The following is a 24883-nucleotide window of genomic DNA, read 5'->3' as shown; positions in this document are numbered from 1 at the left end:
CATCCCGTTTTGCTTCCTGTCGGTGCCGACTGACAGCGTGTCCGCCATCAGCACGGGGATGCGATGGCAAGACCGAGTGAGGGGTGGGGCCGATGGCGTGGTTGGCCGCCGGGCAGGGCTATGAGATCACGCTCGTTGAGGGGCGCGTGGCCGCGCGGGCCACGGCGGGCCGCAGTGCGGGCCGGCAGTTGAAGACGCTGCCGAAGGCGCTTCGGGACGATGCGGAAGTGGACCGGCTGCGGCGTCTGGCCGAGTGGCTGGACCGGCACGCGGCCGGCTGCGTGGCCCAGGTCGACGCCTGGATGGTGTCCTCGCTGCCGGTGCCGACCGCGCTGCTGGCGCGGGTGTGGCCGGACGAGGCGTGGCAGGCGGCGCTGCGGGACCTGGTGGTCGTCGGCGCCGATCCGGAGGAGGCGGGCTTCCTGCGCGGGGTCACCGAGGACGGCGGGCTGCGCGTGGTGAACCTGGACGGTGAGACGGTGCGGCTCAATCCGCAGACCGTCACGCTGCCGCACCCGGTGCTGCTGCCGGATCTGGACGACCTGCGGGAGTTCGCCGCCGTACTCGGGGTCGAGCAGCGCGTCGAGCAGATCTACCGGGCGACCTGGCGCAAGCCGGAGGAGCAGGCCGAGGACGGCGGCACGAAGGCCGGGGCGGCGCGCGTCACCGAGTTCTCCGGCGGCCGCTTCCCGTCGCGGTTCGTCCTGGCGGCCCGCGCGACCTCGCTGGGCTACCGGGTCAGCGGCGGCTACGCGAACTGCCGCGTACGCGACGGCGGCCGCACGGTCGAGGCCTCGGTGTGGATCGGCGAGCCCTACTACTGGGACGACGACAGCGAGACCGGCGCGCTCACCTGGCACGGCGAGGACGGCAGCGCGCTGGCACAGTCCGACATCGGCCAGGTGGCCTGGTCGGAGGGGATGCGGATGGCCGCGGCGCTCTACGCGGGCCGCGTGATCGAGGAGGGCAAGGACGCATGAGCGGCTCGCAGAACGCCACCACTGCAAGCACCAGCAGCAGCGGCACGACCGGAAGCACCGGAGACAGCGGAGGCACCGGCGACGCCGGAAACAGGACCCTGACGCCCGAGGACGCGGCCGGCCTGCTGGCCGCCGGCGCGATCCTCCCGCCCGGCACCGCCGTCGCCGGCGAGCGCGCGGTGTCCCTGACCGCGCGCGCCTACCGGCATCCCGCCCTGGACGACCGGGTCGTCGTCCGCCTCACGCCCGGCGAGCTCGGCGCGGCCGAGGACGCCGCGGCCGGGTTCCTCGGCCTGGCCCCCGACGGCGAGCCCGCCGAGGTGGGTCTGGGCCTGCGGCAGTCGCTCGGTTTCCCGGAGTGGGTGCTGGTGCACCACCCGGAGGACGGGCACCAGGCTCTGGCGCTGCTGCCGGAGTTGGAGCGCGCCGCGAAGCAGGTGAAGTCGCGTCCGAAGGCCGCACTTCAGGCCTACCAGGGGATCGCCGACCGGCTCGCCGCCGCGCTGCCGCACTTCCTGCCGACGTACTTCGAGCAGGTCGGCAGGGTGTTCCTGGGGGCGGAGAACGTCACCTTCGCCTCGCAGATGTTCACCAAGGCCCGCCGCGCGGAGGCCACGCACGGCCTGGAGCTGGACGAAGACCGCCTCGACGACGTCTTCCTGGAGTTCGCCCTGGCCGGAGCGCTGCCGGCGAAGGCACTGGTCGACTATGGCAAGGCCCTGTCGGCGCGGGTCTCACCGGACGAGGCTCTGCACCGGTACACGCGCCTGTGCTCGCGCCGCACCGCCGGCGGGCTGACCCCGGCGGCCGGGCTGGCCACCGAGCTGCGCCGGCTGGCCAAGGCCGCGGGTGCCGACGCGGCGGCCGTCGAGCGCGAATACCTGGCCGGCCTGCTCACGCTGCCGGCGACGCTGCGCGCGCCGGAGGGCTGGTGGAAGAGCCACCGCGCGGCGATCGTCGCGCTGCTGCGCCAGGACCCTGAGATACGCCGGGCGCTGCTGGACGTCATGCCCGGCGGCGACGAGCCGGACCTGCCGGGTCTGTGGCTGGCGATCCTCACCGACGGCGGCGCGATCGAGGCGCTGTACGACGACGCGCCGCAGGACGCCGTGCGGCCCGAGGACGGCGCGGCGGGCTGGCTGAAGCGGTTCCAGTCGATCCGGTCCGGCTGGCGGACCCGGGGCCGGATGCCCGAGCTCTACACCTTGGTCGAGCGCTGCCAGGCGCGGCTGCGCGAGGAGCTGGCGGCCTCGGGCGGGACCCTGGCCGTGCCGGGCGATCTGGACCTGCTGGACCTGTTCCTGGCGCTGGGGCTGCCGGTCGCCGATCCGGCGGAGAACACGGCTTTGCCTTTGGAGGCCTGGGGAGCCGACGACGGCCAGCGTGACCTCGTCGCGCTGGAGGCCGACGGGCGCTTCGTCACGGCCTTCGCCCGCGGCACGCAGTCCTTCGGCGCCGACGACTCCACCCGCCGCGCCATCAGGAAGCTGATAGCCGCGCCGGGCGGCCGGATCCTGCTCACCGCGTGGGTCGCCACCGTCGCGCAGGATTTCGCGGCGACGGGCCTGCCCGGGCTGCCGGAGGCGATGGCCCGGCTGAGCTGGCTGCCCGGCGAGGCGCTGGCCCTGGCCGAGGAGCAGGTGCGGGCCGCCGCGCACACCGACCTGGCCCCGGTCCTGATGCGCACGCTGCGCGCCGGACTGCTGGACGAGTTCTCCTGGCCGGCGTGGGAGCAGGCGGCGGCCGAGCTGAGCAAGAACGTCGAGGACCTGGTCGTCGCCGACGCCTGGCCGTACCTGATCGTCGGCGGTGCCACGCAGGTCCGGGTGCTCGGCCCCGACGGCCCGGTGCTGACCCACGACCTGCGCATCCCGGCCGGCGACGCCTACGACAACGCCGGCTACCACTACATCGACGGCGAGCTGCTGGTCATGTGGTCCTCGCGGGCCCTGGACGCGAGACTGCGCGGCTACTGGCACCACTCGCCGGACCAGTTGTTCCCCGTCGAGCGGCCCGGGCACGAGCGCGAGACGCGCAGCCAGCGGATGTACTACTACGGCCCGGGCCGTCTGGCGCGGAGCCTGCCGCTGGCCGGCGGCGGCCGGACCACCGGCCACGCGCCGCTGCGGCCCGGCGACTCCGCGGTCCCGGAGGACTCGGAGATCATGAGCGACGGTGTGTCGTACTGGACCTGGTCCTGGGACGGCGCGGACCGCGACACGCTGGGCTGGTACGAGTACGACCCGGCGACCGGCACACGCGGCCGCAAGTCCTCGCCGGCGTTCCTGGCCGACGCGCTGCGCACCGCCCCGGCCGGCTCGGAGCTGGTCGGCGGCCGGATCATGCCCGCGGTGGCGGACCAGTCCGGCCCGACGGCGCGGCCGGTCGACGGGCTCGTGGGCTTCCGCGTCGTCAAGCTGCCGGACGGTTCGCTGCGCGGCGAGGACCTGGCCGGCGTGACCGCGATCGCCCCGGCCGGGACCGACGGCCTGAGCGGTGCGATCGTGTTCCCGGGCGACGACGCCGGGCGGGCGCTGGTCGGCACCGGCAGCTACGACATCAGCATGCTGGACGCCGAGGGCGTCCTGGTCGCGCAGGCCAAGACCGACGGCAAGCCGGGCACCTACGCCAAGGGCACCCGGATCCTGCCGCCGGCCTCCTACTGGCGCTACCTGCGCCCGCGCGACGAGCAGGCCTCGCTGGCGCTGCGCCGGATCGACCGGGACACCGCCGCCGCGCTGCTGGCGGCCGGCGCCGACGTCGAGAACGTCAAGGGAGACGAGGCCAAGGCGGCCCGGCGTGCCCGGATCCGCGAGCTGCTCCCGGAGGCCGGCGACGAGGCACTGCTCAAGGGCATCGCCGGGATCGTGCGTCACGCGGCCAAGCAGCAGCGCGGACTGGACCAGGTCGCCGAGCGGCTGGAGCAGACGCTGAGCGGCGGGCTGCGGGAATCCGAGCTCGAGAACCCGGGGCCCAAGGACGATGTCGTCAACGCGGCACTCGGCGGCCTGGTGAATCAGCGCTATTACGGCTGGCGTGGCGCCGATTCGACCCTGTTCGGCGTGTTGCGCGTGCTGACCAGGGAACTGCGGGAAAAGCCGCAGCGGACCCGGCCGGTGCGGGTCCACCTGGACGGTCCGGTCCTGCCGACCACCGAGTTGTGGGAGGCCGCGATCGCCACCGCGCCGGCGGCAGCCCTGCGCTCGGTCTCGCCGTTCGCCGAACCCGAACACCGGGACGCTCTGCGGGAGCTGTTGGCCGAGCTGGCGGCGCTGGGGGTGGCCGAGCCCGGCGAGCAGTCCACGTGGCGGAGCTTCTCCGGCAACGTGCTGCGCTCGGCGCTGCCCTCGTCCGACCACCGGGACTCCTGGCTCGGGCTGCTGCCGCTGGACGGCGGCGGGTGCGCGGCGTTCCTGGAATACAACTGGGACTCCCCGCACTTCGAGTTCAGCGGCCTGATCCACGATCCGGCCGGCCGGTTCGAGCTGCCCGCGCCCTACCGGCTGACCAAGCTGGCCCCGGTAGTTCCGGCGACCACGACGGCTCCGATCGCTCCGGCCGTGGCCGATGGGCTCGCCGGCCGCCAGCCGGGCTGGCTGGCCGGCTTCCTGACCGAGGCGGACAGCCACGAGGACCTCGCGCCCTGGTCCGCGGCCGCCGCCGAGGAGTTCGCCGCGCTCACCGGCGTCACTCCGGTCACCGCCAAGCTGGTGGCCGCCGGGCTGCCGCGCTTCCATCGGCAGGAGCGCGGGTTCCTGCCCCGCGAGGTGTGCACGGCGCTCGGGGTGACCTCCGCCGAGGCGGCCGTGGCCCGGGATCGCTTGACGGCGTTGGGTTTCCCGGTGGCGATCGAGCTGGTCTCGGCGCTGCTTCCGGCGGACCCGGCCGCGTTGTGGACGCAGGGCCCTGATGTCGCGGCGGCGGCCGAGGTGTGGAACCGGGTCGTCGGCCGGCAGATCGCCGTGCCGGAAGCGCTGAGCGCCGAGGCGCGGCGCTCGGTCCGCATCGACTGGGACGTGCTGGAGGCGCTGCCGGCCCTGATCGACCCGGCCTCCTCGCGTCGGCTGAGCACCGACCTGGCCTGGCAGATCCGGGGCGACCGGGCCCGTCCCACCGACGAGAAGGCGGTCGGGTTCGACGCCGAGGTCCTGGCCAGTGCGGTGCCGCTGGCGGCCTGGCTGGCGTACCGGCTCCCGGCCGGGGATCCGGTGCGGTCCGCGCTGCCGGCGGCGCTGGCGATGGTGCGCGACCGGCTCGCGAACCCGGAGCTGCTGATCGACCTGCGCCGCTACGTCGGCCTGGAGGAGTTCCGCAAGACCGCCGGTACCCCGACGGAGGTCGCCGAGGGCTTCGAACGGTACGGCGCGGTCCTGATGGCCACGCACGACTACCAGCCGGCGCCGGCGCTGAAGGTGGCGCTGCTGGACGCCGCCGGATCCGACACCTATATACCGGCCCTGCGTGGCGAGGACCAGCGACCGTTCGCGGTCGAGATCGCGCTGCGGCTGGCCCGCGACCCCCGGTTCGCGGCGCTGCTCGCCGACCCGGGCGACCCGGCTGCCGGGACGCGGGACGCCGGCGGCACGTGGTTCCCGCAGGATCCGTCGCGCTCGGTACCGGATCTGGTGACCGAAGTCGCCAAGGAGCTCGGCGCGGGAGAGGACGCCGCCGCGCTGTACCTGATGCTGCTGGCGATGCCCGATCCGACCGACCGGAACACCGCGCGCTGGACCGGGTGGAAGCCGGCCCGGTTCAAGGCGGCGCGCGCCGAGCTGGCCCGGACCGAGTCCGTGGTCGAGGCGGCGCGGGCCCGGGCGGGCCGGTCGCTGTTCCTGCCCGGCGCCTGGGTGGACATCCGGTCCCCGCACACGCCGATGGAGGCGTGGAAGCTGCCGTTCTTCGAGGGGCTGCTGCACGACCGGGGCGCCGTCGCCGGGGTGCTGGTGCCGACCGAGCCCGCCGCCGACCTGTACCGCCGGGCCTGGCAGCGGATCCAGGACGGCGACGCGCCGCGGTACGAAGAGCTGCGGACCGCGCGGCGGGGGCGGCGCCGGTGAGGACTCCCCCGGTTTCGCTGTTTCCTCTTCCGACATCGGCTCCTTTTCTGATTCTGACATTGACGCCATCAACGCCATCAACGACAAGGCAGGATTGTCCATGACCGCCGCACCTCAGGCCCCGGACACGCCAGCGGCCCAGCTGCTGCCCGCCGAACAGCGCCACCAGGCCGAACTCGCCTTCCTGGCGGCCCACGACGCCGGGCCCCGGCCGCCAGGCTGGCGGTTGACCCCGCGCTCGGTCGTCACGTTCCTGTGCGGCAGCGACGGCGAGCAGCTGAAGCTCGCCAAGGCCCAGCCGGACGTGCCGGACAAGCTGGTGATCACCCGCAAGTTCGTCGGCGAGCGGGCCCTGGTCGAGCGCTGCGTCGTGACCCTGGCCGGGGAACGCGGCCTGCTGCTGGTCGGCGAGCCCGGTACCGCCAAGTCCATGCTCTCGGAGCTGCTGGGGGCGGCGGTGTGCGGGACGAGCCGGCTGACCGTGCAGGGCACCGCGGGCACCACCGAGGACGCGTTCCGCTACGGCTGGAACTACGCGCTGCTGCTCGCACAGGGCCCGACACCGCAGGCGCTGGTCGACTCCCCGGTACTGGCCGCGATGCGCTCCGGCCGGGTGGCCCGCGTGGAGGAGATCACCCGCTGTCTGCCGGAGGTGCAGGACGCGCTGGTGTCGATCCTGTCCGACCGGCACATGAGCGTCCCGGAGCTGACCGGGACGCCGGAGGGCTCGGTCCCGGCGGTCCCCGGCTTCACGGTGATCGCCACGGCGAACCTGCGCGACCGGGGTGTGTCGGAGATGTCCGCGGCCCTCAAGCGCCGGTTCAACTTCGAGACCATCGACCCGATCGCCGACGCGGATGCCGAGACCGAGCTGGTGCGGACACAGGCCCGCGCCTCGGTGCAGCGCGCCGGCGCCGCGTACGCGGTCGACGACGCGGTGCTGGAGGTGCTGGTCACAGCGTTCCGTGACCTGCGCACCGGACGATCGTCGGAGGGCTGGGACGTCGAGCGGCCGGGGACGGTGATGTCGACGGCCGAGGCGGTGCAGGTGACGGCGGCCCTCGGCATCGCCACGGCGTACCTGCCGGGCGGGGACGTGCTGGACCTGCTGCCGGGACACCTGCTCGGCGTGGTGCGCAAGGACGACCCGCAGGACCACGCGCGGCTGCTGGGCTACTGGGACGGACCGGTGCGGCGGCGGGCGGAGCAGGGTTCGGCGACGTGGCGGCGGCTGTGGGATCTGCGGGAGACGCTGCGGTGACGACAGTCGCTGAAACCACACCAAGCGGCGGCGGCCTGGCCGTGGCCGACCCGCGTGACGCGGTGGCCGAGCTCGCGCAGAGCTCGGCGCCGTACCTGATCGGGGTACGGCACCACAGTCCGGCGCTGGCCGCGGCGGTCCCGGCGCTGCTGGATGCGGCCGATGTCGACGTGGTCTGCGTCGAGCTGCCGACCGACTTCCAGAGCTGGCTCCCGTACCTGGCCGATCCGGACACCCTCGCGCCGGTGGCGCTGGCCGGTGCCGGAGCGGACGGGCACCTCGGCTTCTACCCCTTCGCCGACTTCTCCCCCGAGCTCGCCGCGATCCGGTGGGCCCGGGAGCGCGGTCGGGAGGTCGTGTGCTGCGACCTGCCGCTCGGCGATGCGCGGTGGTCCGGCGGCGGCGCCGAGCCGGCGAGGTCGGGCAGCGCGTTCGCCGACGCGTTGCGTGGCGCCGGGTCGGGGCGCGATGGCGACGACTACTGGGACCGCGGCGTGGAGGTGCTGGCTCCGGGGTGCGCTCCGGAGGCGGTGCGGCGCGCGGCGCTCGGGGTCGGGTGGGCGTTGCGGACCGACAGCGGCGAGGCGGTGTCGGCGGTCGATCTGGCTCGCGAGGCCCATATGCGAGGCGTGATCTCGCAAGCCGGCGACGGCGGGCGGCGCGTCGCCGCGGTCATCGGGGCGTTTCACGCGCCGGCACTGGTCGACGCAGCGGGCACCAAAGAAGATCCGGAGGCTAGCGCGGCAGCGGAGTCGAGCGCAGCACCGGACTCGATCGCAGCAGCGGACTCGAGCACGGCACGCGCCGGCGAGACCTCGACCACCTCCCTGGTCCCCTACGCCTTCGACCTGCTCGACGCCCGCTCCGGCTACCCCGCCGGCATCCGCGACCCGCGCTGGCAGCAGTCTGTCTTCGCCGCCGGCGGCGACCCGGAGTCGATCCAGCTCGCGGCGGCGCGCGCCGTCACCGACGTCTGCCGCGAGCTGCGCGCCGCCGGCCACACCGCCGGGACCGGCGAGGCGTCCGAGGCGCTGCGGCTGGCCGGCGACCTGGCCCGGCTGCGCGCGCTGCCGGCGCCGGGGCGCGGGGAGATCCTCGAGGCCGTGACCACGGTCCTGGGCCAGGGCGAGCTGCTGGGGCGCGGCCGGGCGCTGGCCCGGGCGCTGGAGACCGTGCTGGTCGGCACCGTGCGCGGCCGGGTCGCGGCGGGCACGCCGCGCTCGGGCCTGGGCCCGTCGGTGGAGGCCGAGCTGGCCGGGTTGCGGCTGCCGCATCCCGATGACCCGGCGCCGCGCGAGGTCCGCCTGGACCCGCTGCGCTCGGAGCTCGACGGCCGCCGCGAGGTGCTGCTTCAGCGCCTGCTGATCTGCGGCGCCGGATACGGCGAACCGGTCGAGGTGGCCGGAACGGGCGATGGCACCGCGCTCACCTCCCGGTGGCGGCTGGCGTGGACGCCGAGTGTGCCGGTGCGCCTGGATCTGGCCGGGGTCCGCGGGGTCACCGCGGCCCAGGCCGCCGCCGGGACGCTGCGCGAGCGCTCCCGGCGTCAGGCCGAGGACGGCGGCGCCACGTGCGCCGACATCCTGGACGGACTGCGGGCCGCAGCGTCCTGCGATCTGCCGGACCTGGTCCGGGCGCGTCTGGAGGACGCCGCCGGGACGCTGCCCGGGCAGGGCACGCTGCCGGAGCTGCTGAGCGCCTTGGACCTGCTCGAAGCGCTGGTCGAGGGCCACCTTCCCGGCACCGGCGACGCCGAGCGGCAGCAGGCCGCGACGCTGTCCGGGACGCTGCTCGACGCCGCCGTCCGCGCCCTGCCGGGCCTGGCCGGCAGCGACGACCCGGCCGACGCCGCCGCCCTGGTCGCCCTCGCCGACCGCGCCGCCGCCAGGCAGCTCGGCGTGCGGCTGGCCGACGCGCTGGACACCCTGGCCCGCACCGGGTCGCCGATGGTGCAGGGCGCGGTCGCGGCAGCGCGGGTGCTGCTGGATCTGGACGGCGCCGAAGCGGTCGGGACGCGGGTCGGCGGCTGGGTCGACGCCGCCGGCACCGGCGAGGGCCGGCAGCGCCTGGCACGCCATCTGACCGGCCTGCTCACCGCGGCCGGTCCGCTGCTCCAGGCGGCACCGCAGGCTCTTGATCCGCTGCTGGACCGGATCGACACCCTCGCCGACCGCGACTTCCTCCACCGACTCCCGGCCCTGCGCGGCGGGTTCGACACGCTCTCCCCGGCCGCGCGCGGCCGGGTGCTGGCGACCGTGACCGAGCGCCTGGGCGACCGGCCCGATGTGACGCTGGCCGACGATCCGCGGCTGGTCGCCTTGTGGACCACCGCCGACGCCGAGGCTTTCGAGGCGGTGCGGGCGCTTGGTGTGGTCGTACCGGAGGGCGCGGATTCGCAGGCTTCTGAATCGAAGCCGGATGCTGAGTCGGCTTCAGCGGATGACCCGCGAGTCTCCACCGACCGGCACCGCATCCCCCCGCCCGAACGCTGGCGCCTGCTGCTCGGACGCCAGCCGGACCGGCTGTCCGCGGACTCGCGCCGGTACGCCCGCGCGCTCGACGAGCTCTACGGAACCGGCCGCGGCGAAGGCTCCGAAAGCCTGGAGAGCCGGACCGGCGACGGCGCGGGCGGCGGACGCGAGGCCGCCTTCCCGACTGCCCGGGAGTGGGCCGAGGAACTGAACGCGCTGTTCGGCGCCGACGTCCGCGAGGAGGTGCTGGGCCGGGCCGCCGCGGCGGGCCGTACCGACGTCCTGGAAGAGCTCGACCCGAACTCGGTCCGGCCCTCCGTCGAGCTGCTCACCACCATCCTCTCGCTGGCGGGCGGACTGCCGGAGCAGAAGCTGGCCAAGCTGCGACCGCTGGTCCAGCGGCTGGTCGCCGAGCTCACCCGGGAGCTGGCCACCCGGCTGCGCCCGACCCTGACCGGCCTGGCCACGCCGCGCCCCACGCGCCGCCCCGGTGGTCCGCTGGACCTGGCACGCACCGTGCGCGCCAACCTCGGCACGGCGCGCCGGCTCGAGGACGGCAGCACCCTGATCGTCCCCGAGCGGCCGATCTTCGGCACCCGCGCCCGGCGCGCGGCGCACTGGCGGCTGATCCTGGTCGTGGACGTGTCCGGGTCGATGGAGGCCTCGGTGGTGTGGTCGGCGCTGACCGCCGCGGTCTTGGGCGGGGTGCCCGCGCTGTCGACGCACTTCCTGGCGTTCTCCACCGAGGTCGTGGACCTCACCGGCCGCGTCCCCGACCCGCTGTCGCTGCTGCTGGAGGTGCGGGTCGGCGGCGGCACGCACATCGCCGCCGGGCTGCGGCACGCGCGCTCGCTGGTGACGGTGCCCAGCCGCACCATCGTCGCGGTCGTCAGCGACTTCGAGGAGGGCTACCCGGTCGGCGGCCTGCTCGGCGAGGTCCGCTCGCTGGCCGCCTCGGGAGTGCACCTGATCGGCTGCGCGGCACTCGACGACGCCGGCGCGGCCCGGTACTCGGTGCCGATCGCCCAACAGTTGGTCGCCGCCGGGATGCCGGTGGCGGCGCTCAGTCCTCTCGCCCTGGCCCGCTGGGTCGGCGAGCGCGTTCGTGGGGAGGCCCGATGAGTTTGCCACCGGTCGCTCCGGAGGTGACGGCCGCGGCGGTCGAGGCTCTGACCTCGCGGCTGCTGAAGAAGCTCGACGCGGCGGTCGAGCAGTACGGCGCGGCGGAGCTCGTGACGGACGGGGAGACGGTGCGGGTGCACTGCGGCGAGGACGCCGTGGTCACCCTCGCCCCGGACGCCTCGGGTGTCATCGCGCTGGACGAGCAGGCTCGGTGCACGTGTTTGCTGGCGCCGAAGTGCCTGCACCGGGCCGCGGTGCTCACGGCGTGTCCGGTGGCTGATTCGCCGGAGACGGCCGATCCTGCGGCTGAGGTCGGCGAGGATGCCCGGGACATCGCAGATGCCGCGGCTATCGAGCGGGGTGCAGGTGCGGATAGTGCCGGAGCCGCTGAAGGCAGCGGCGCCACCGGAACCACCGAAGCAGCCGTGGCCGCGCAGCCTGCCGGACCGAACCAGGCCCAGGTCGCCGCAGCCGCCGCACTCTGGTCGGCAGCGGCCTCGATCCTGGCGGCCGGGATCCCCGCCGCCGGTGCGGTTCCCCAGTCGGAGCTGCTGCGTGCCGCCCACACCGCGCGCCTGGCGGGTCTGCACCGTCCGGAAGCCGCCGCGCTGCGGGTCGTGCGCGGACTGCGCGCGGCCAGGTCCCGCAGCAACGCGCACCGACTCGGCGGGCTTGTCAGCGACCTGATCGAGCTCCTCCTCACCGCAAGTCTGGTGGCCGCCGCGAACCCCGATCCCGAGCTGGTCGGGACGGCACGCCGGGCCTACGAGCCGGGCGGGAGCCTGCGGGTGCACGGCGTGTGCCGCGAGCCGGTGCTCAGCGCGACCGGGTACGGCGGTGTGGTGACCCATGTCCTGGCCGAGGACGGACGCTGGTTCACGGTCTCCGACGTGAAGCCCGGCGGAGCGGCACGCGCTCGCGGGGCGGCCACCGCGCCGGTGGCGATCGGCGCGGCGGCCCTGGACCACGCCCAGCTGTCCCGGGGCGGACTGCTGATCGCCGGGGCCACGGTCTCGGCCGACGGCCGGCTCGGCGCGGGCAAGAACGTGCGCGCCACGCCGCTGACCGGCCAGGGCTGGTCCGGCGGAGCGGTGGCGGCCCTGTTCGCCAAACCGCTCGGGCCGTCGGTGCGCACGCAGCTCGCCGGGGTCCTGGGCACCAGTGGGGACGCCGAGCAGCAGGGCACGGATCTGGTCGGCTGCGATGTGATGGTGATCGGGGCTTCCGGGGACTGTCTGGTGGCGCGGGTGGACTCTACTAATGAGGGCGGCCCGGTGATCCGGCTTGTCGCAGCGCACGGACACCCGGACTTCGCGCACATCGAGAATCTGCGCAGACTCGCGACCTATCCCGGGCTGCGCATCCGAGTCGTCGGCCGCCTGGACCCGGACCGTCCGGCGACGCTGCGTCCCCTCGCGGTCGGCCCCGTCCCGGGCAGCGAGGCCACGCTCCAGCTGCCGGAGGCCTGGCAGGGTCATGCGGATCTCGGGTACGACCGGCTGCAGAGCGTCCACTTCCCGCCGCAGCCCGGCGAAACACCGGCGCCGGCGGGCCCGACCCCGGAACCGGCGGACCTGATCGCCGACTCACCGCTGTGGCGGCTCCGGCACGTCGTGGAGCTCGCGGTCGCCGGCGGACGTCGGACGGTCGCGGAGTTCGCCCGAACCTCGGCACCCCACATCGCACACCTGCGCCGGTCCGGCCTTCACGCGGCGGCGGACCGCCTCGCCGCGCTCACTGCCGAGGCGGACCGCCGTGGCCGGGACGTCTTCGGGCGGCTCGTCGATCCCGATCCCGGCCGCTACGCGCAGGCCTGGCTGGCCGCCGGGCTCCAGCTGGCCGGCACGGAGCGGGCACTGGTGCGAGCTTCCTGGGAGAACACCGAATGAACAATTGAATCGCCGATCAAGCCATTCCGCGTGGGCGTTCGTGACCTGCTGCAGCGAGCCAGGTCCCGACATACACCGCGGTGTATGTCGGGACGGCCGGAACATTCGTGACACGACCTGCGCGAAAGCCGTGGCCGGGTTGATGCCGGCGTTGGAGCAGCAGCTTGGCGCCGCTGTGCCGTACCGCCGGGAGGCGGCTTGTAGTGGTCGGCCATAAGGTGGTGGTATGGGTGCGCCGGCTCGTGGCACTGCGCTTGACCACGTGGTTGTGGTCATGTTCGAGAACCGCTCCTTCGACAACCTGCTCGGCCGGCTGTACGAGCCTGGCGAGGTCGCGGCGTTCGAGGGCGTGGCCGGCAAAGACCTGTCAAACCCGATCCCGCAGTGGGCTGAGCACCGTGACGGGCACGACGTGCTGCCCTACGCCGTGGCAACGGACATGGACACCCCGAACCCGGACCCGGGCGAGGAGTACCAGCATGTCAACACCCAGTTGTTCGGGCTGATCGATCCCACCGACAACCGCGGGAGACCAGCCGAGGAGATGGCGGCGCCGTTCAACGCGCCCGGCGACGGGCGCCGACCCACGATGGACGGGTTCGTCGCCGACTACATCAGTGCGTTCTGGGCCGAGAGGGGCCGTCAGCCCCGCCTTGAGGAGTACACCCAGATCATGGCCGGCTACACACCGCGGCAGATGCCGGTGCTGTCGGCGCTGGCCCGGGGCTTCGCCACCTTCGACCACTGGTTCGCCGAGGTCCCCTCCCAGACGTTCCCGAACCGCTCGTTCTTCCACGCCGCGACATCCTCGGGCCTGGTGGTCAACACCCCGTATCCGAACTTCCCGCTGCACAACACGGCCGAGACGGTGTTCGAGCGGCTGGAGTCGTATGGGCTGTCCTGGCGGGTATATGTCGCCCCGCCCAGTCGGATACCGTTCACCGCGCTGATCCACGCCTCTCGCCTGCACGAACGGTTCGCCAGCCACTTCGTGTCCACCGACCAGTTCTGGCCCGATGCAGAGGCAGGACGGCTCACGCAGTACTCCTTCATCGAGCCGAACATGTGGCACGGCCACAACGACATGCACCCGCCGTTCTCGGCGCTGACGCCCGGCCTGGCCTTCGACCCGCCCTCCTCGCTGCTGGGCGGTGAGGCGCTGCTGGCGGACATTTACAGCGCCATCCGCTCCTCCTCCTCGCCACAGGGCTCGAACTGTTTCAACACATTGCTGATGGTGCTGTTCGACGAACACGGCGGAACCTACGACCACGTGCCGCCGCCCCCGGCGACACCGCCGCAGCCCGGAGGCCCGCCCGGACAGCTGGGCTTCGCCTTCGACCGGCTGGGCGTGCGTTTGCCGGCGATCGCGATCTCGGCCTGGATCCCCGAGCACACGGTCATCAACAGCACCCACCACCACACCTCGGTGATCCACACGCTGAGGCAACGCTGGGCACTGGGCCCACCGCTGACCTCCCGTGACGCCTCTGCCCCCGACCTGGCCCCCGTCCTCACCCTCGACACACCCCGGCCCCCCGAGACCTGGCCGGAGATCACCGCTCGGCCGGTACCGGAATTCCACGAGAGCCTCGTCCCCCGCGACACACCGCTATCGCCCCTGGCCAACGCCATGTTCCACGGCTACCTGGCGCTGGCCGCCGAACTCGGCCTCACGGTCCCCGACCTCGCCCAGGACGCCGACCTGACCGGCAGCGAGGCGATGGCCATCGTCCACGAGACCGCCGGAAGGCTGTTCCCCGGCCTCCGAGCCACGGCAGAACGATAAGTGGCCGTTCTCCAGCAGAGTTCGACAATCAGAGGGCTGCGCTACAAGGACTAGCACGGAAGTGCTCAATGTACCGGCGGGCATCGAGGACCCCTCCTCTGCACATCAGCACTTTCGCAGTTAGGGTCCTTATCATGTCTTCCCGCCCGCGAATACCCGCAATATTCTGTGCCGTAGCCGCCACACTGCTCATCGCCGGATGCTCCAGCTCGGGCACCGTCGCCGGAAGCAGCTCGCCGAACACCACCACGGGAGCTCTCATCGGCGGCGCTTCGGGCGGGAGCAGCGGAAGCGGCGGCACCGACGCCGGTTGCTCCGAGGCGGGGCAGGCTATTCAGAATGCCGAGAAAGCCGCCCGATCCAACGACATCCCGGCAGGTCTGAAGGTCGCCGCCACCTCGATATCGCAGCTGCGGGACGCCGCGCTCACCACCCAGGAGCCCGGCGGGAAGGACGCGATGAACAAGGTCGCCGACGACATGCAGGACTTCGTCACCCAGCTGCAAAACGGCCAGCAGCCGTCGACCCATCAGGTCCTCGCCGACGCCCAATCGGTCATGGACATCTGCACATCATGACCGGTCCGGCGGCTGCCGGAAATGCCATTCGCCATCCCCTAATCCGCCACAAGCCGCCGCCGCAGTTCCCCGCACAACCCGACCAGCGCCCGGGCCCGGGCGAACTCCGTCGGCGTGAAGTCCAACGCCTCGCGGGTCACGCTCAAGGTGCCGCCGGCGGGGTCGGGCACGGTGATCAGGGTTCCGACGCACGTGGGTTCCTGGACCTCGCGGGGACCCCAGGTGACCGCGCACTGGCCGAACAGGTCGTGCAGCGCGGCCGGCAGGCCCGCGTCGCCGGCGGCCAGGCGTGCGGCGAGCGTCAGGACCCGGGCCGGGGCGTCGGTGAGGTCGTCCCGGGCCGCGCGGTCGACCAGCGAGACCTCCGCGCCGGCCGCCGACACGGCCGCGGCCAACGCCACGGCGTCAACGCTCGGCGGGACGTCGAGTAAGAACTCGTCCAGGACGCCCTCGCCCAGCGGGTGGACCTGTAAGCCCACGATGTTGGCCCCGATCGCGGCCAGGTGCTCGCACACCGCCGCCAGGCTGCCGGGCCGGTCGCGGACGGCGGCCCGCAGACGCCACAGGTTCAGCTCCTCGTGCCATTCGGCGAGCGTGGGGTCCAGGCCGTCGGCGGGCCGGACGGAGGTGAACGGGGTGTTCGCACGCAGCCGACCCGGTCCGTGTACGCGCCACCACCACTGCAGCACCGACGCCGCGAGCAGGGCCGCGCCCAAGGCGATCAGCAGCGACCATCCGTAGTGCCGTTGCCCCAGCACCTCGGTGAACAGGCCCGCAGTGCCCACGGCGAGGAAGAGCACTGCCAGCTCGATGATCTCCCGGCGCCAGCTCCACTCCGGGCGGCGGCCGTCACGACGCGAAGTCTTCATGCCGAAAGCATCGCCGGACCCTGTTGCATGATCAGGTCCGGCTCGTCACAGGCGCGTGAACGCTCAGGCGGTCGAGCGTCCCAGGAACGTCAGAGGGCCGGGGTCGGGCACGGCGATCTCGTGGAAGCCGATCCGGTCGTAGAAGGCGCGCGCGTTGGTGTTCGCCGTGGACATCACCAGGTGCACCTTTTCCGCGCCGGCCTTGTTCAGCGCCGCGAACAAGGTGGTGAGCAGTGCCCTGCCATGCCCGTGCCCCTGGTATCCGGGCAGGAGGTCGATGTGCAGGTGCGCCGGGTAGTCCGCGAGCGCCGGGTTGAGCATCATCTCCGGCTGGTGCAGGAACGCGGTCATCACCGCGTCCGGCGTGCCCGGTTCGCCGCCGGGCAGCGGATGCCGTTCGGCGACCACGGGAAGCCACTTCGCCCGGAAGTCGCGGACGAACCGTTCGGTGTCGCTTGTTCCGAGCACGTAACCGACCGCGCGTCCGCCGTCGTCGAGCACGAAGGCCAGATCCGGCTCGAGGGTGGCGTAGGGCGCGGCGAACAGGTCCGGGAGCAGTTCCTGGTCCCGATAGACGCCTCGTGCGTCGCCGCCGTTGTCACCGGTGAGCATGCAGATCTCGGACAGCGCCGCACGGTCTTCGGGCCGGTATTGACGAATGATCGCTGGGGACACGGCACCACCGTAGCGCGCGCCTCCGACAGCGGGCGCGGCCGGCGCTGCCCGCCCTCAGTGCGTAGCCTGCTCCGTGATCAGTCCGGCGACCCGCGTCTTGTGCGCCTCGTCCAGGGCCTTGTACCGGTGCGACCACGGGTGCCGCATGTCGGGCGTGTACAGGTGCGGCGCCGCCCCGTACCGCTTCGCGTGATACAGCGCGACATCGGCGCAGCGCAGCACGTCGGAGAAGGCGTCGCCGGCTTTGGGCACCGCTATCCCCGCCGACGCGCTCGGCACCAGGGTCACCGACCGGCTCTCGTCCAGCTTCAGGAACTGTGGCGCGCCCAGCGCGCAGACGATGGCTCGGACGTCGCGCACCACGGCCGCGGCGTCGGCCGAGGGCAGCAGCAGCACGAACTCGTCGCCGCCGAGCCGGAACGCGCGCGCCCCGACGTCGCGGCAGGCCGCCGCCAGCCGTTCCCCGACCGCCACCAGGTGGGCGTCGCCGACCTGGTGGCCCCAGGTGTCGTTGACGGTCTTGAAGTCGTCGAGGTCCAGCAGGGCCGCGGCCGGCGGCCGCCCGGCCAGGGCGGCGTGCTGGTAGTGGTGGCGCGCGGCGGTGCGGTTCGGGAGCCCGGTGAGCGCGTCGTGGTCGGCGAGCCAGCGGGCGTGCGCGGCCTCGCCGGCCGCACGGCGCAGCCGTCGGCGCATCGTGGCCACGCCGGCCAGGAAGCCGGAGGCTCCTACCGGCGGGGCTGTCAGCAGCGCGAGGAGTTGGGCGTTCACCGCGGTTCCCGGGCTCTCAGCGCGTCCGGCGCTGCGGTGCCACGGCCCGGCCGTCGGGCAGCAGTTCACCGGTGTCGTCGAAGAGGACCACGCCGTTGCACAGCAGCCCCCACCCCTGTTCGGGGTGGCTGGCGACCAGAAGCGCGGCTTCGCGGTCGGGATCTTCGGCAGTCGGGCACGGCGGGGTGTGGCCGCACGTGCGCTGGGTAGGAAGGACAGTACTTCGACTCATAGCGTCGGTGCCCTTCGTGGCGATCATCTTGGCCTCCTGCGTGGCCGGCCCTTCTTCACCGGGTCTGGCGGAACGAATTGGGGGGACCGAAACACGGCCCCACAGATGAGGTTCTCTGCCGCCCCCGGTGGAGATCAATAAGTATCCAATTTTGCAGGGGTACGTAATTTAATCAACCCCTTTGGCGGCTCCGCGCACGCAGGACGCTCTGCACGTCTCCCCTGGTGGTCCCCAATTTCCGGAGCATCCGCGCCACGTGCTGCTCGACGGTGCGCTGGGACAGGAACAGCGCCTCGGCGATGTCGTGGTTGGTGGCGCCCCGGGCGACGAGCTCGGCGACCTGCCGTTCGCGCGGGGACAGCTCGTCGCCGTAGCCGCGCCGGCCGCGCCCCGCCGACTTGGTGAGTCCCAGGTCATGCAGGGTGCGACGGCAGCGGGCGGCGTCGTGGGCGGCGCCGAGGTCCTCATAGCCGGCCAGGGCCTGCTCCAGCCGCGCGGTGGCCGCCTTGCCGTCGCCGGACGCGCTCAGCGCGGCGCCGAGCAGCTCGGCCGCGTGGGCGGTCTCATAGGGACGTCCGATGTCCGACCAGCGCGCGCGGGCGGTTTCGAAATCTTTCACGGCGGCCGCCGGATCCGTCTCGCGATGCAAGATTCCCCGGGCGGTGTGGAATTCGGCGGTCGCCGCCGGCGCGTCGGTCCCCCGCAGTCCCTCCTCCACATCGGCCACCAGCAGCCGTGCGGCGTCGCGGTGGCCACAAGCCAGTGCCGCCTGGACGGCGACCGGGACCAGACCGGTACCGCGGGCCCAGGCCCGCGCTCCCCGCAGGGCCGCCAGCGCCGGCTCGGCGACCGCCCACGCCTCCGGCCCGGCCTGCCCGGCCAGCCGGACCGCGCACAGGCCGGCCGCCGCGCGCAGGCCGGCGGTCACCTGGGACTCCATCTCGCCGTAGGCCGCGGCGGCGGTGAACAGCTCCGCCGCGCGGGTGCGCAGACCGCGCGCGGCGACCACCTGGCCGACGGTGAGGGCTTCGTCGGTCTTGGCCATGGCGATGTCCGGGTATTCCGCGCACAGCGCGGTGAACCGGCTCTCGACGTCGCTCCAGTGGCCGGCCAGGGCGTCCAGGCGCAGCAGCGCGATCCGGCTGTAGCACTCCAGGCGCGGGAAGCTCACCCGGCTCGCCAGGTCCCGGCTCTCGTGCAGCATGCGGGCCGCGCGCCGGTCGTGGCCGAGCTCGATGGCCAGCTCCCCGGTGTTGTACAGGGCGCGCACGGTCTGCCGCATCACCTCGTCGTCGTCGCTGGTGCGGGGCAGCTCGTCGGTCAGGAGCCAGACCCCGGGATCGCCCTGCCGGGCCAGCAGCGTCAGCCGGGTGGCCTGGGCCGCGGCGGACACCGCCGGGTCCGGGCTGAGCGCGGCCTCGGCCTCCGCGCGCTCCATCCAGGACCAGCCCTGATCGCCGTTCTCGTCGCGTTCGTTCATCGCCAGCGCGACCATCGCGCGGGTGGCGCGGTCGGGGCGGTCGGCCAGCTCCTCGGCCGCGCGGGCCACCTCGCGGAAACCCGCACGGTCCCCGGCGTGGTTGACCATGAGCAGCCCCAGCGACAGCCGGATCTCCCCGCGGGTGGCGACCGGCAGCTGCGGGTCGGCCAGGATGCGGCGCAGGACCCGGGCGTCGCTGACGTAGTCGACGCCGTTCACCGCGATGTTGCCGAGCGCCAGAGCGGCCCGCGAGCGCCGGTCGCCGGTGACGCCGGGCTGTTCCAGGATCTGGTGCAGCAGGGCCGCGGCCGTGCCGGAGTCGCCGAGGGAGTCGGCCTGGGACGCGGCCGCCTCGGCGCGCTCCAGCCAGGCCTTCGGGTCGCCGAGGTACTGGCTGTGGTGGGCGATCTGGACCAGCGGCGGCGGGTTCTGGGCCTCCAGGACCGCGATGGCCCGGCGGTGCAGGCTGCCGCGCAGCGGACCGGGCATCTGCTCGTAGGCCACGCGCTGGGCCAGCACGTGGCGGAAGTAGTAGCGGTCGGTCTCGCTCTCCTGCAGCACCGCGACCCGCAGCGCCTCGGTCAGGCCGCGCGAGGCCTGCTCCGGCTCCAGCCCGGCGACCCGGGCCAGCAGCTGCTCGGCGGCCGGGACGTCCAGGACCGCCGCGGCCTCGACCACGGTCCTGGCCGCCGCCGAAAGCGCCGTCAGGCGCTCGACGAACGCCTCGCGCAGCCCGCGCGGCACGTCGGCGTGCGCCAGATCGGCGAGCAGGTCCCCGGGCGGCCCGGGGCCGCTCGCGCGGGGCCCGCACTCGGCCAGGGTGATCAGGTCCTCCTCGGCGGCCAGCGGCAGCCCCTCGCTGCGCTGGTACAGCACGGTGCCCAGCTCGGCGGTGGCGTGCGCGCCGAGCGCGGCGCGCGCCAGGGCCTGCACGTCGGGCCCGGAGAGCGGGTCGAGGTGGATCGCGGCGCCGCTGACACCGGGCTGGCGCCGGTAGGCCGGCCCCAGGACCGGCACGCCCGGCGGCAAGTCCTCGTTGCGGTAGGTGAGCACCAGGCACAGCTGCTCGGGCATGTCCCGGGTCAGCAGCAGGAGCAGCTCGCGGGTGGCCTCGTCGAGCCAGTGCGCGTCCTCGACGACCAGGACCGCCGAGCCGAGCGCGGCCAGGAACGAGCGCAGCCCGGTGACCAGCTGGAACCGCTTGGCGTGCGCGTCGGCGGCCGGCCGCGGCGGGACCGGGAGCAGCGCGGCCAGGTCGGGCAGCAGCGGGGCCAGCACCCCGGCGCTCGGCGGGAGCTCGGCCACCGGCGGCAGCCACGGCCCGGCCTTGCGCAGCGCGTCGATGACCGGTCCGTAGGGGTAGGGCTCGCGCAGCGGATGGCATCGGCCGGTCAGCACCCGGCCGCCGGCGGCGGCGATCGCCGGCCCGGCCTCGTGCACCAGGCGCGACTTGCCGATCCCGGCCTCGCCCTCGACCAGCACCACGGCCGGCGGATGCCGGACGGCGGCCAGCAGCAGGCCGGTCTCGCGCTCGCGGCCGACGAAGGCGAAGCCCGCTCCGGTCCATGCCACGGTCTCGGCGTGGTCCTCGGCGTGCCGGGAGGAAACCGCCACGTGATCACCTGTCCAGATTCCCTCTAAAGTAGAACAAGAGGTGGTCTTTGGCCACGTGGGGCATCAAAGTTTGATGCCGCTGATGAATTCCGCCACCGCCGAGGTGCCCTGCCGGACGGTTGGCGCGACCGAGGTAGAAGCCAGGTAGAACCCGAACAGTGCGCACACGATCGCGTGCCACACCTTGAGATCGCCCTTACGGCACATCAACAACGCGGCGACGGTAAGCACCATCAAAACCGACAAAGACAGAGTCACGGCACGTTCCTCCTCTGCGCGTTCCCGTACCCGTCACGCTGCCGCGCAAAGCGCGCGTCCCTCGTAAGTGCTACAGCACTAAGCAAAAGGCTTATACGCAGATTTTAATATGGGCGGCAGGCCATCTGCGTCTACTGCACTGGCTGTAGCCGCGTGCAGAGGTTGAACAGCTGGACCTCCGGCGTGGCGTTCTGTTCCGGGATGTAGGTGAGGGCGTCCTCCCAGTCAACGGCAAAGCCGGCTTCCTCCAGTACCGCGCGCCACGCATCCCGCTTATAGGCAGTGACGCGCAGCCAGTTGTCGAGGAACGGGATCGGCATGTCATCGACATCTGCTTCCACCATGGCCACCGCCAGACTCCCGCCGGGTCTCAGGACGCGGTGGAACAACCGCAGTGCTGTGCCGATCTCTGCGCGTGGCAGCATGAGCAGCGAGAAGAAGGCGGTAATGGCCTCGTACTGTCCCGGATCATCGGGGAGTTCCACGATGTCGCCGTGGACGAAGGTGGCCTCGGGAACGTTCGTCCGGGCCAGGCCCAGCATCGTCGTGGAGAAGTCCACGCAGGTCACCGCGCAGCCGGCGTCGACCAACCGCCGCGCGGTGGGCAGTCCGGTGCCGCTGCCGGCGTCCAGGACCCGGGCGCCCGGCGGAAGCCCGGCGAGCAGCCTGTCGACGCAGGCGCTCTGCCCCTCCTTGTGAGGGAAGGCCTTGTCGTAGTCGGCGCCGATGGCGTCGAAGCCGCAGGCCTGGGCGAACTGGCGGGCGGCCCATGTGCTTGCGCCCGCCGAAGTAGCCGACGGCGTCAGTTCGGACATGCTCAGCCTCCTCGTCGCAGACCAGCGGTGCGGCTTGGCGCGGACAGCGCGGCTCCATTATCAGGCTTCTCTCGGCTGAGGCAGGGGAAACGAGTGAAAGAACACCGAAAAGGGGCCGGTCTTCGAGTCGCAGTGCGCTGCCGCGGCTCCGGTATCAATGTGCTCGTTTGTTCGTTGTCAGCGATAGGTGGCGGCGGGCGAAGTCATGATCAGGTCTCTACGGCGAACCATGCCCGTTCTCCGCGAACCGGTGGCATCCAAACTGTCCGTGCCGAGCAATTCACCCGAACGGCCCAAAGTCTGTCAACGGCTCTGACGCTCGACGGAAACCAGGCTGTTGTGATACCTGCTGACACGGCCGCCACGCCAGTTGTGCGGGAGCGTTGATCCAGGGCCCGCCACATTTCTGCCCCTTTTGGCGGGGCTCGCGCGGGTTCTCACTCTGGGATATCCCGTGATCGATTTGCGGGGCCAAGTTGGCGACCGACTACTCTTCGTCGTTCTTGCCAACCCGAACGGAGAGGTTCGCTATGCCGGTCGTCCCTGAAGCGGGCCGTCACGGTCTACAGGCCATGACACCAGATGCACCGACGGGCGTCGGTGCAGCGAACGACGCCACCGCGGCCGTGGAAGGCCAACAGCCTCAAGAGCACCGGTGGGGGCACCAGATGAGATCGAGCGCACCCGAACCCGTCAGCTTCGACTATCTGGAAGCCGGCAGCGGGGCACAACACCGGGACGCGGGGACGACGACAGCTGCGGGGCCGGCTTCTGCCCATCATTCGGTGACCGGCACTGGCCAGGCGCAAGACACGGGCAATGCTCGCCGGCCGATGCCTTGGAGTCTCCTCAAGCCGTTGACCGCCATGACGATGTTCTCCCAGTCACGACGCGGCTGGACGTCGACGGCGGTCAAGATCCATGAACAGGTCGTCCAGCAGCATCGAGTGCAGGCCTCGCAGTGGGCGGGAGAAGTCGACTGCACTGTGCCCAGCGCGGAGGCCGCCGCGAAAGCGATGGCCGGCGCGTTGATCGCGTTCGCGGTCCAGTGTGAGGCTGGCGCGAGCCCCACCAAGGCCCTGACCGCCAGCGAGGAGGCCGTCGCCGTCTACCGGCGTCTGGCCGCGGCTCACCGACCCAAATACCACGCCGACCTGGCCACGGCTCTGGGCAGGCTGGCCGATCGCTACGAGGCCGCGGCCCGCCCGGACGATGCGGTGACCGCCACCGAGGAAGCGGTGACCATCTACCGGCAGCTGGCCGCAGCCCGCCCCGACAAGTACTACGCCGAGCTGGCCACTGCTTTGAGCAGGCTGGCCGACCGCTACGAAGCAGCCGCCCGCTCAGAGGAGGCGATGATCGCCACCGAGGAGGCTGTCACCGTCTACCGCCGTCTGGTCGCGACCCGCCCCGACGCCTACAACGCGGAACTGGCCACAGCGTTGCACGCCCTGGGCGTTCGTCGTGCCCGGGAAGAACGCCATGCCGCAGCACTGGGCGCCACTGAAGAGGCCGTGAGTCTGCGCCTGCGCCTGGCCGAGACCAGACCGGACATGTTCCTGGCCGACCTGGCCGCCTCGTTGCGCGTGCTGGCCGGCCGCTATGAAGACAATGGATATCCTGAGAAGTCGCTCGCCACCATCGAGCAGGCCACCACGGCCTACCGCCGGCTGGCCGAGCAACAGCCGCGCGCGTTCAGCCCGGATCTGGCGGCATGCCTGGTCGACCTGCTCTATCGTCAGGCCCCGGACGACCACTCACCGGAGAGCCTGGTCCTCGTCGAGGAAACCGTCGCGGCCATGCGCACCGCGGCCGCCGAGGACCCGTCCGGCGGATACACCCCTGATCTTGCCGCCTGCCTGCTGACCATGGCTGCCCGACTGGAGAGCGCAGCCCGGCCAGACGACGCCCTGGAAGCGACCGAACAGGCCGCCCTCCACTATCGGCACCTAGCCGAACTCGACCCCGCCACCTACCAGCCGGACCTGGGCGCCTGCTTGCTGACCATGGCTGCGCGACTGGAGAGCACAGCCCGGCCCGACAACGCCCTGGAAGCAACCGAACAGGCCGCCCTCCACTATCGGCACCTGGCCGAGATCGACCCCGCCACCTACCAGCCGGACCTGGCCGCCTGCCTGTTGACCCTGGCAGGACGCCGCAGTGAGTGCGGCCGGCGCGAAGGCCTGGCCACCCTCGAAGAAGCCGTCGGTCACTACGAGCACCTCGCCGCCGATCACCCGGATCGCTATAATCAACACTTTGCCTCTGCTCTGATGCTGCTGAGCATCTGGTGGGACGCACTGGGACGTCACGAGGCAGCCTCCGGCGCCGCCCGAACCGCCGAAACGATCTACCGGCGCCTGGCCCGCCACGACCCCGACAGCCATCTGCCCGACCTCGCCGCCCACCTGCGCGGCCGCGCCACACGCTGCTCCCTGCCGCAGAGCCCCGACGCCCTGAACAATCTGCAAGAGGCCGCCGCGCTTTACCGGCGTCTGGCCCACACCCGCCCCTCCGAGTTCGCCCTCGACCTCGCGGGCTGCCTGAGCGACCTGGCCGAGTTCCACGCCGGCCTCAACCAGCGCGGCGACGCGCTGACCGCGGCCGAGGAAGCCATCGCCCTGTACCGGCACCTGGCTGACACCGCTCCGGCCCTTCACAGCCCGCATCTGGCGGCCGCACTCCACACCCTGTCCCGCCACCTCGGCATGCACTCCAAGCACCCCTCCCTCCGGGAGGCCGCCGATCTCTACCGGCGCCTGAACGAGACCGACCCGACCACCTACCGCCCCCGTCTGGCCGCGACCCTCCACACCCTGGCCACCGCCCTGGACGGGCTCGGCCGAACCAGCCAGGCCGCGAGCAGCCGCGCCGAGGCCAATTCCCTGCTGCACGACTACGAGCCAGCCCTGTGACCTCCGGCGGCTCCTCCATCATGGCGGCACCGCTCGGCATCGCCGGGATGGCGATCACGACACTGACCAGCCTCGCTCTGGCCTGCCTGCGCTCACCCGGGGGCGCCTAC

At 72.8% G+C, this 24883-nt stretch carries 15 protein-coding genes; 8 read left to right on the top strand and 7 right to left on the bottom strand.

The genetic code is table 11. The annotated features are described in order from the left end of the window. The first annotated feature begins 92 nt into the window (after window positions 1-92). The 7 genes from ABIA35_RS04635 (at window position 93) to ABIA35_RS04605 (ending at window position 15147) form a co-directional block, all read left to right on the top strand. Window positions 93-980: a DUF4132 domain-containing protein gene (locus ABIA35_RS04635; RefSeq protein ID WP_370356841.1), complete on the top strand. Its 888-nt coding sequence runs from the start codon at window positions 93-95 to the stop codon at window positions 978-980. Further along, on the top strand, window positions 977-6037 hold the full coding sequence (locus tag ABIA35_RS04630; RefSeq protein ID WP_370356839.1) for a DNA-binding protein: 5061 nt from the start codon (window positions 977-979) through the stop codon (window positions 6035-6037). The genes ABIA35_RS04635 and ABIA35_RS04630 overlap by 4 nt, the downstream gene beginning before the upstream one ends. Before the next feature lie 100 nt (window positions 6038-6137). Then, a complete protein-coding gene (locus tag ABIA35_RS04625) occupies window positions 6138-7298 on the top strand; it encodes an AAA family ATPase (protein WP_370356837.1) in 1161 nt (386 codons plus the stop codon). Next, window positions 7295-10891 carry a DUF5682 family protein gene (locus ABIA35_RS04620; RefSeq protein WP_370356835.1) on the top strand — a complete coding sequence of 1199 codons (3597 nt, stop codon included), beginning with the start codon at window positions 7295-7297 and terminating at the stop codon, window positions 10889-10891. Before ABIA35_RS04625 ends, ABIA35_RS04620 begins: the two co-directional genes overlap by 4 nt. Further along, window positions 10888-12780 carry a hypothetical protein gene (locus tag ABIA35_RS04615; RefSeq protein WP_370356833.1) on the top strand — a complete coding sequence of 631 codons (1893 nt, stop codon included), beginning with the start codon at window positions 10888-10890 and terminating at the stop codon, window positions 12778-12780. Before ABIA35_RS04620 ends, ABIA35_RS04615 begins: the two co-directional genes overlap by 4 nt. 226 nt (window positions 12781-13006) lie before the next feature. Further along, a complete protein-coding gene (locus ABIA35_RS04610) occupies window positions 13007-14569 on the top strand; it encodes an alkaline phosphatase family protein (RefSeq protein WP_370356831.1) in 1563 nt (520 codons plus the stop codon). Between the two features lie 134 nt (window positions 14570-14703). Next, on the top strand, window positions 14704-15147 hold the full coding sequence (locus tag ABIA35_RS04605) for a hypothetical protein (protein ID WP_370356829.1): 444 nt from the start codon (window positions 14704-14706) through the stop codon (window positions 15145-15147). A gap of 38 nt (window positions 15148-15185) precedes the next feature. On the opposite strand, the gene ABIA35_RS04600 is transcribed toward ABIA35_RS04605, so the two are convergent. The 7 genes from ABIA35_RS04600 to ABIA35_RS04570 all read right to left on the bottom strand — a co-directional run bounded on the left by ABIA35_RS04600 (window position 15186) and on the right by ABIA35_RS04570 (window position 21858). After that, window positions 15186-16016: a hypothetical protein gene (locus ABIA35_RS04600; RefSeq protein ID WP_370356828.1), complete on the bottom strand. Its 831-nt coding sequence runs from the start codon at window positions 16014-16016 to the stop codon at window positions 15186-15188. 63 nt (window positions 16017-16079) lie between these two features. Then, window positions 16080-16691, bottom strand: coding sequence for a GNAT family N-acetyltransferase (locus tag ABIA35_RS04595; RefSeq protein WP_370356826.1), 612 nt, complete (start codon window positions 16689-16691; stop codon window positions 16080-16082). A gap of 54 nt (window positions 16692-16745) precedes the next feature. After that, the gene (locus ABIA35_RS04590) at window positions 16746-17459 is read right to left on the bottom strand and encodes a GGDEF domain-containing protein (protein ID WP_370356824.1); all 714 of its coding nucleotides are present in this window, start codon (window positions 17457-17459) and stop codon (window positions 16746-16748) included. 16 nt (window positions 17460-17475) lie between these two features. Then, entirely contained in the window at window positions 17476-17691 is a 216-nt protein-coding gene (locus ABIA35_RS04585) for a DUF5999 family protein (protein ID WP_370357389.1), read from the bottom strand. 172 nt (window positions 17692-17863) lie between these two features. Next, entirely contained in the window at window positions 17864-20785 is a 2922-nt protein-coding gene (locus ABIA35_RS04580; RefSeq protein ID WP_370356822.1) for an AAA family ATPase, read from the bottom strand. 63 nt (window positions 20786-20848) lie between these two features. Further along, window positions 20849-21043, bottom strand: coding sequence for a hypothetical protein (locus ABIA35_RS04575; protein ID WP_370356820.1), 195 nt, complete (start codon window positions 21041-21043; stop codon window positions 20849-20851). Between the two features lie 131 nt (window positions 21044-21174). Continuing rightward, window positions 21175-21858 (bottom strand): class I SAM-dependent methyltransferase, encoded by a 684-nt coding sequence (locus tag ABIA35_RS04570; protein ID WP_370356818.1) that lies wholly within the window; start codon window positions 21856-21858, stop codon window positions 21175-21177. A gap of 530 nt (window positions 21859-22388) precedes the next feature. On the opposite strand from ABIA35_RS04570, the gene ABIA35_RS04565 reads away from it, so the two are divergent. Beyond that, window positions 22389-24773 carry a hypothetical protein gene (locus ABIA35_RS04565; protein ID WP_370356816.1) on the top strand — a complete coding sequence of 795 codons (2385 nt, stop codon included), beginning with the start codon at window positions 22389-22391 and terminating at the stop codon, window positions 24771-24773. The last annotated feature ends 110 nt before the right edge of the window (window positions 24774-24883 follow it).

Source organism: Catenulispora sp. MAP12-49, assembly GCF_041262705.1.
In the GTDB taxonomy this organism is placed as follows: Bacteria; Actinomycetota; Actinomycetes; order Streptomycetales; family Catenulisporaceae; genus Catenulispora.
Note: the sequence above shows the minus strand (reverse complement) of the source record. Positions and strands in the feature narration are given on the sequence as shown.

Excerpts from the sequence above, each read along its gene's own strand:
- ABIA35_RS04565 (WP_370356816.1), top strand. The coding sequence starts at position 22,389 with ATGCCGGTCGTCCCTGAAGCGGGCCGTCACGGTCTACAGGCCATGACA.
- ABIA35_RS04625 (WP_370356837.1), top strand. The coding sequence starts at position 6,138 with ATGACCGCCGCACCTCAGGCCCCGGACACGCCAGCGGCCCAGCTGCTG.
- ABIA35_RS04600 (WP_370356828.1), bottom strand. The coding sequence starts at position 16,016 with ATGAAGACTTCGCGTCGTGACGGCCGCCGCCCGGAGTGGAGCTGGCGC.
- ABIA35_RS04630 (WP_370356839.1), top strand. The coding sequence starts at position 977 with ATGAGCGGCTCGCAGAACGCCACCACTGCAAGCACCAGCAGCAGCGGC.
- ABIA35_RS04570 (WP_370356818.1), bottom strand. The coding sequence starts at position 21,858 with ATGTCCGAACTGACGCCGTCGGCTACTTCGGCGGGCGCAAGCACATGG.
- ABIA35_RS04605 (WP_370356829.1), top strand. The coding sequence starts at position 14,704 with ATGTCTTCCCGCCCGCGAATACCCGCAATATTCTGTGCCGTAGCCGCC.
- ABIA35_RS04585 (WP_370357389.1), bottom strand. The coding sequence starts at position 17,691 with ATGAGTCGAAGTACTGTCCTTCCTACCCAGCGCACGTGCGGCCACACC.
- ABIA35_RS04610 (WP_370356831.1), top strand. The coding sequence starts at position 13,007 with ATGGGTGCGCCGGCTCGTGGCACTGCGCTTGACCACGTGGTTGTGGTC.
- ABIA35_RS04615 (WP_370356833.1), top strand. The coding sequence starts at position 10,888 with ATGAGTTTGCCACCGGTCGCTCCGGAGGTGACGGCCGCGGCGGTCGAG.
- ABIA35_RS04635 (WP_370356841.1), top strand. The coding sequence starts at position 93 with ATGGCGTGGTTGGCCGCCGGGCAGGGCTATGAGATCACGCTCGTTGAG.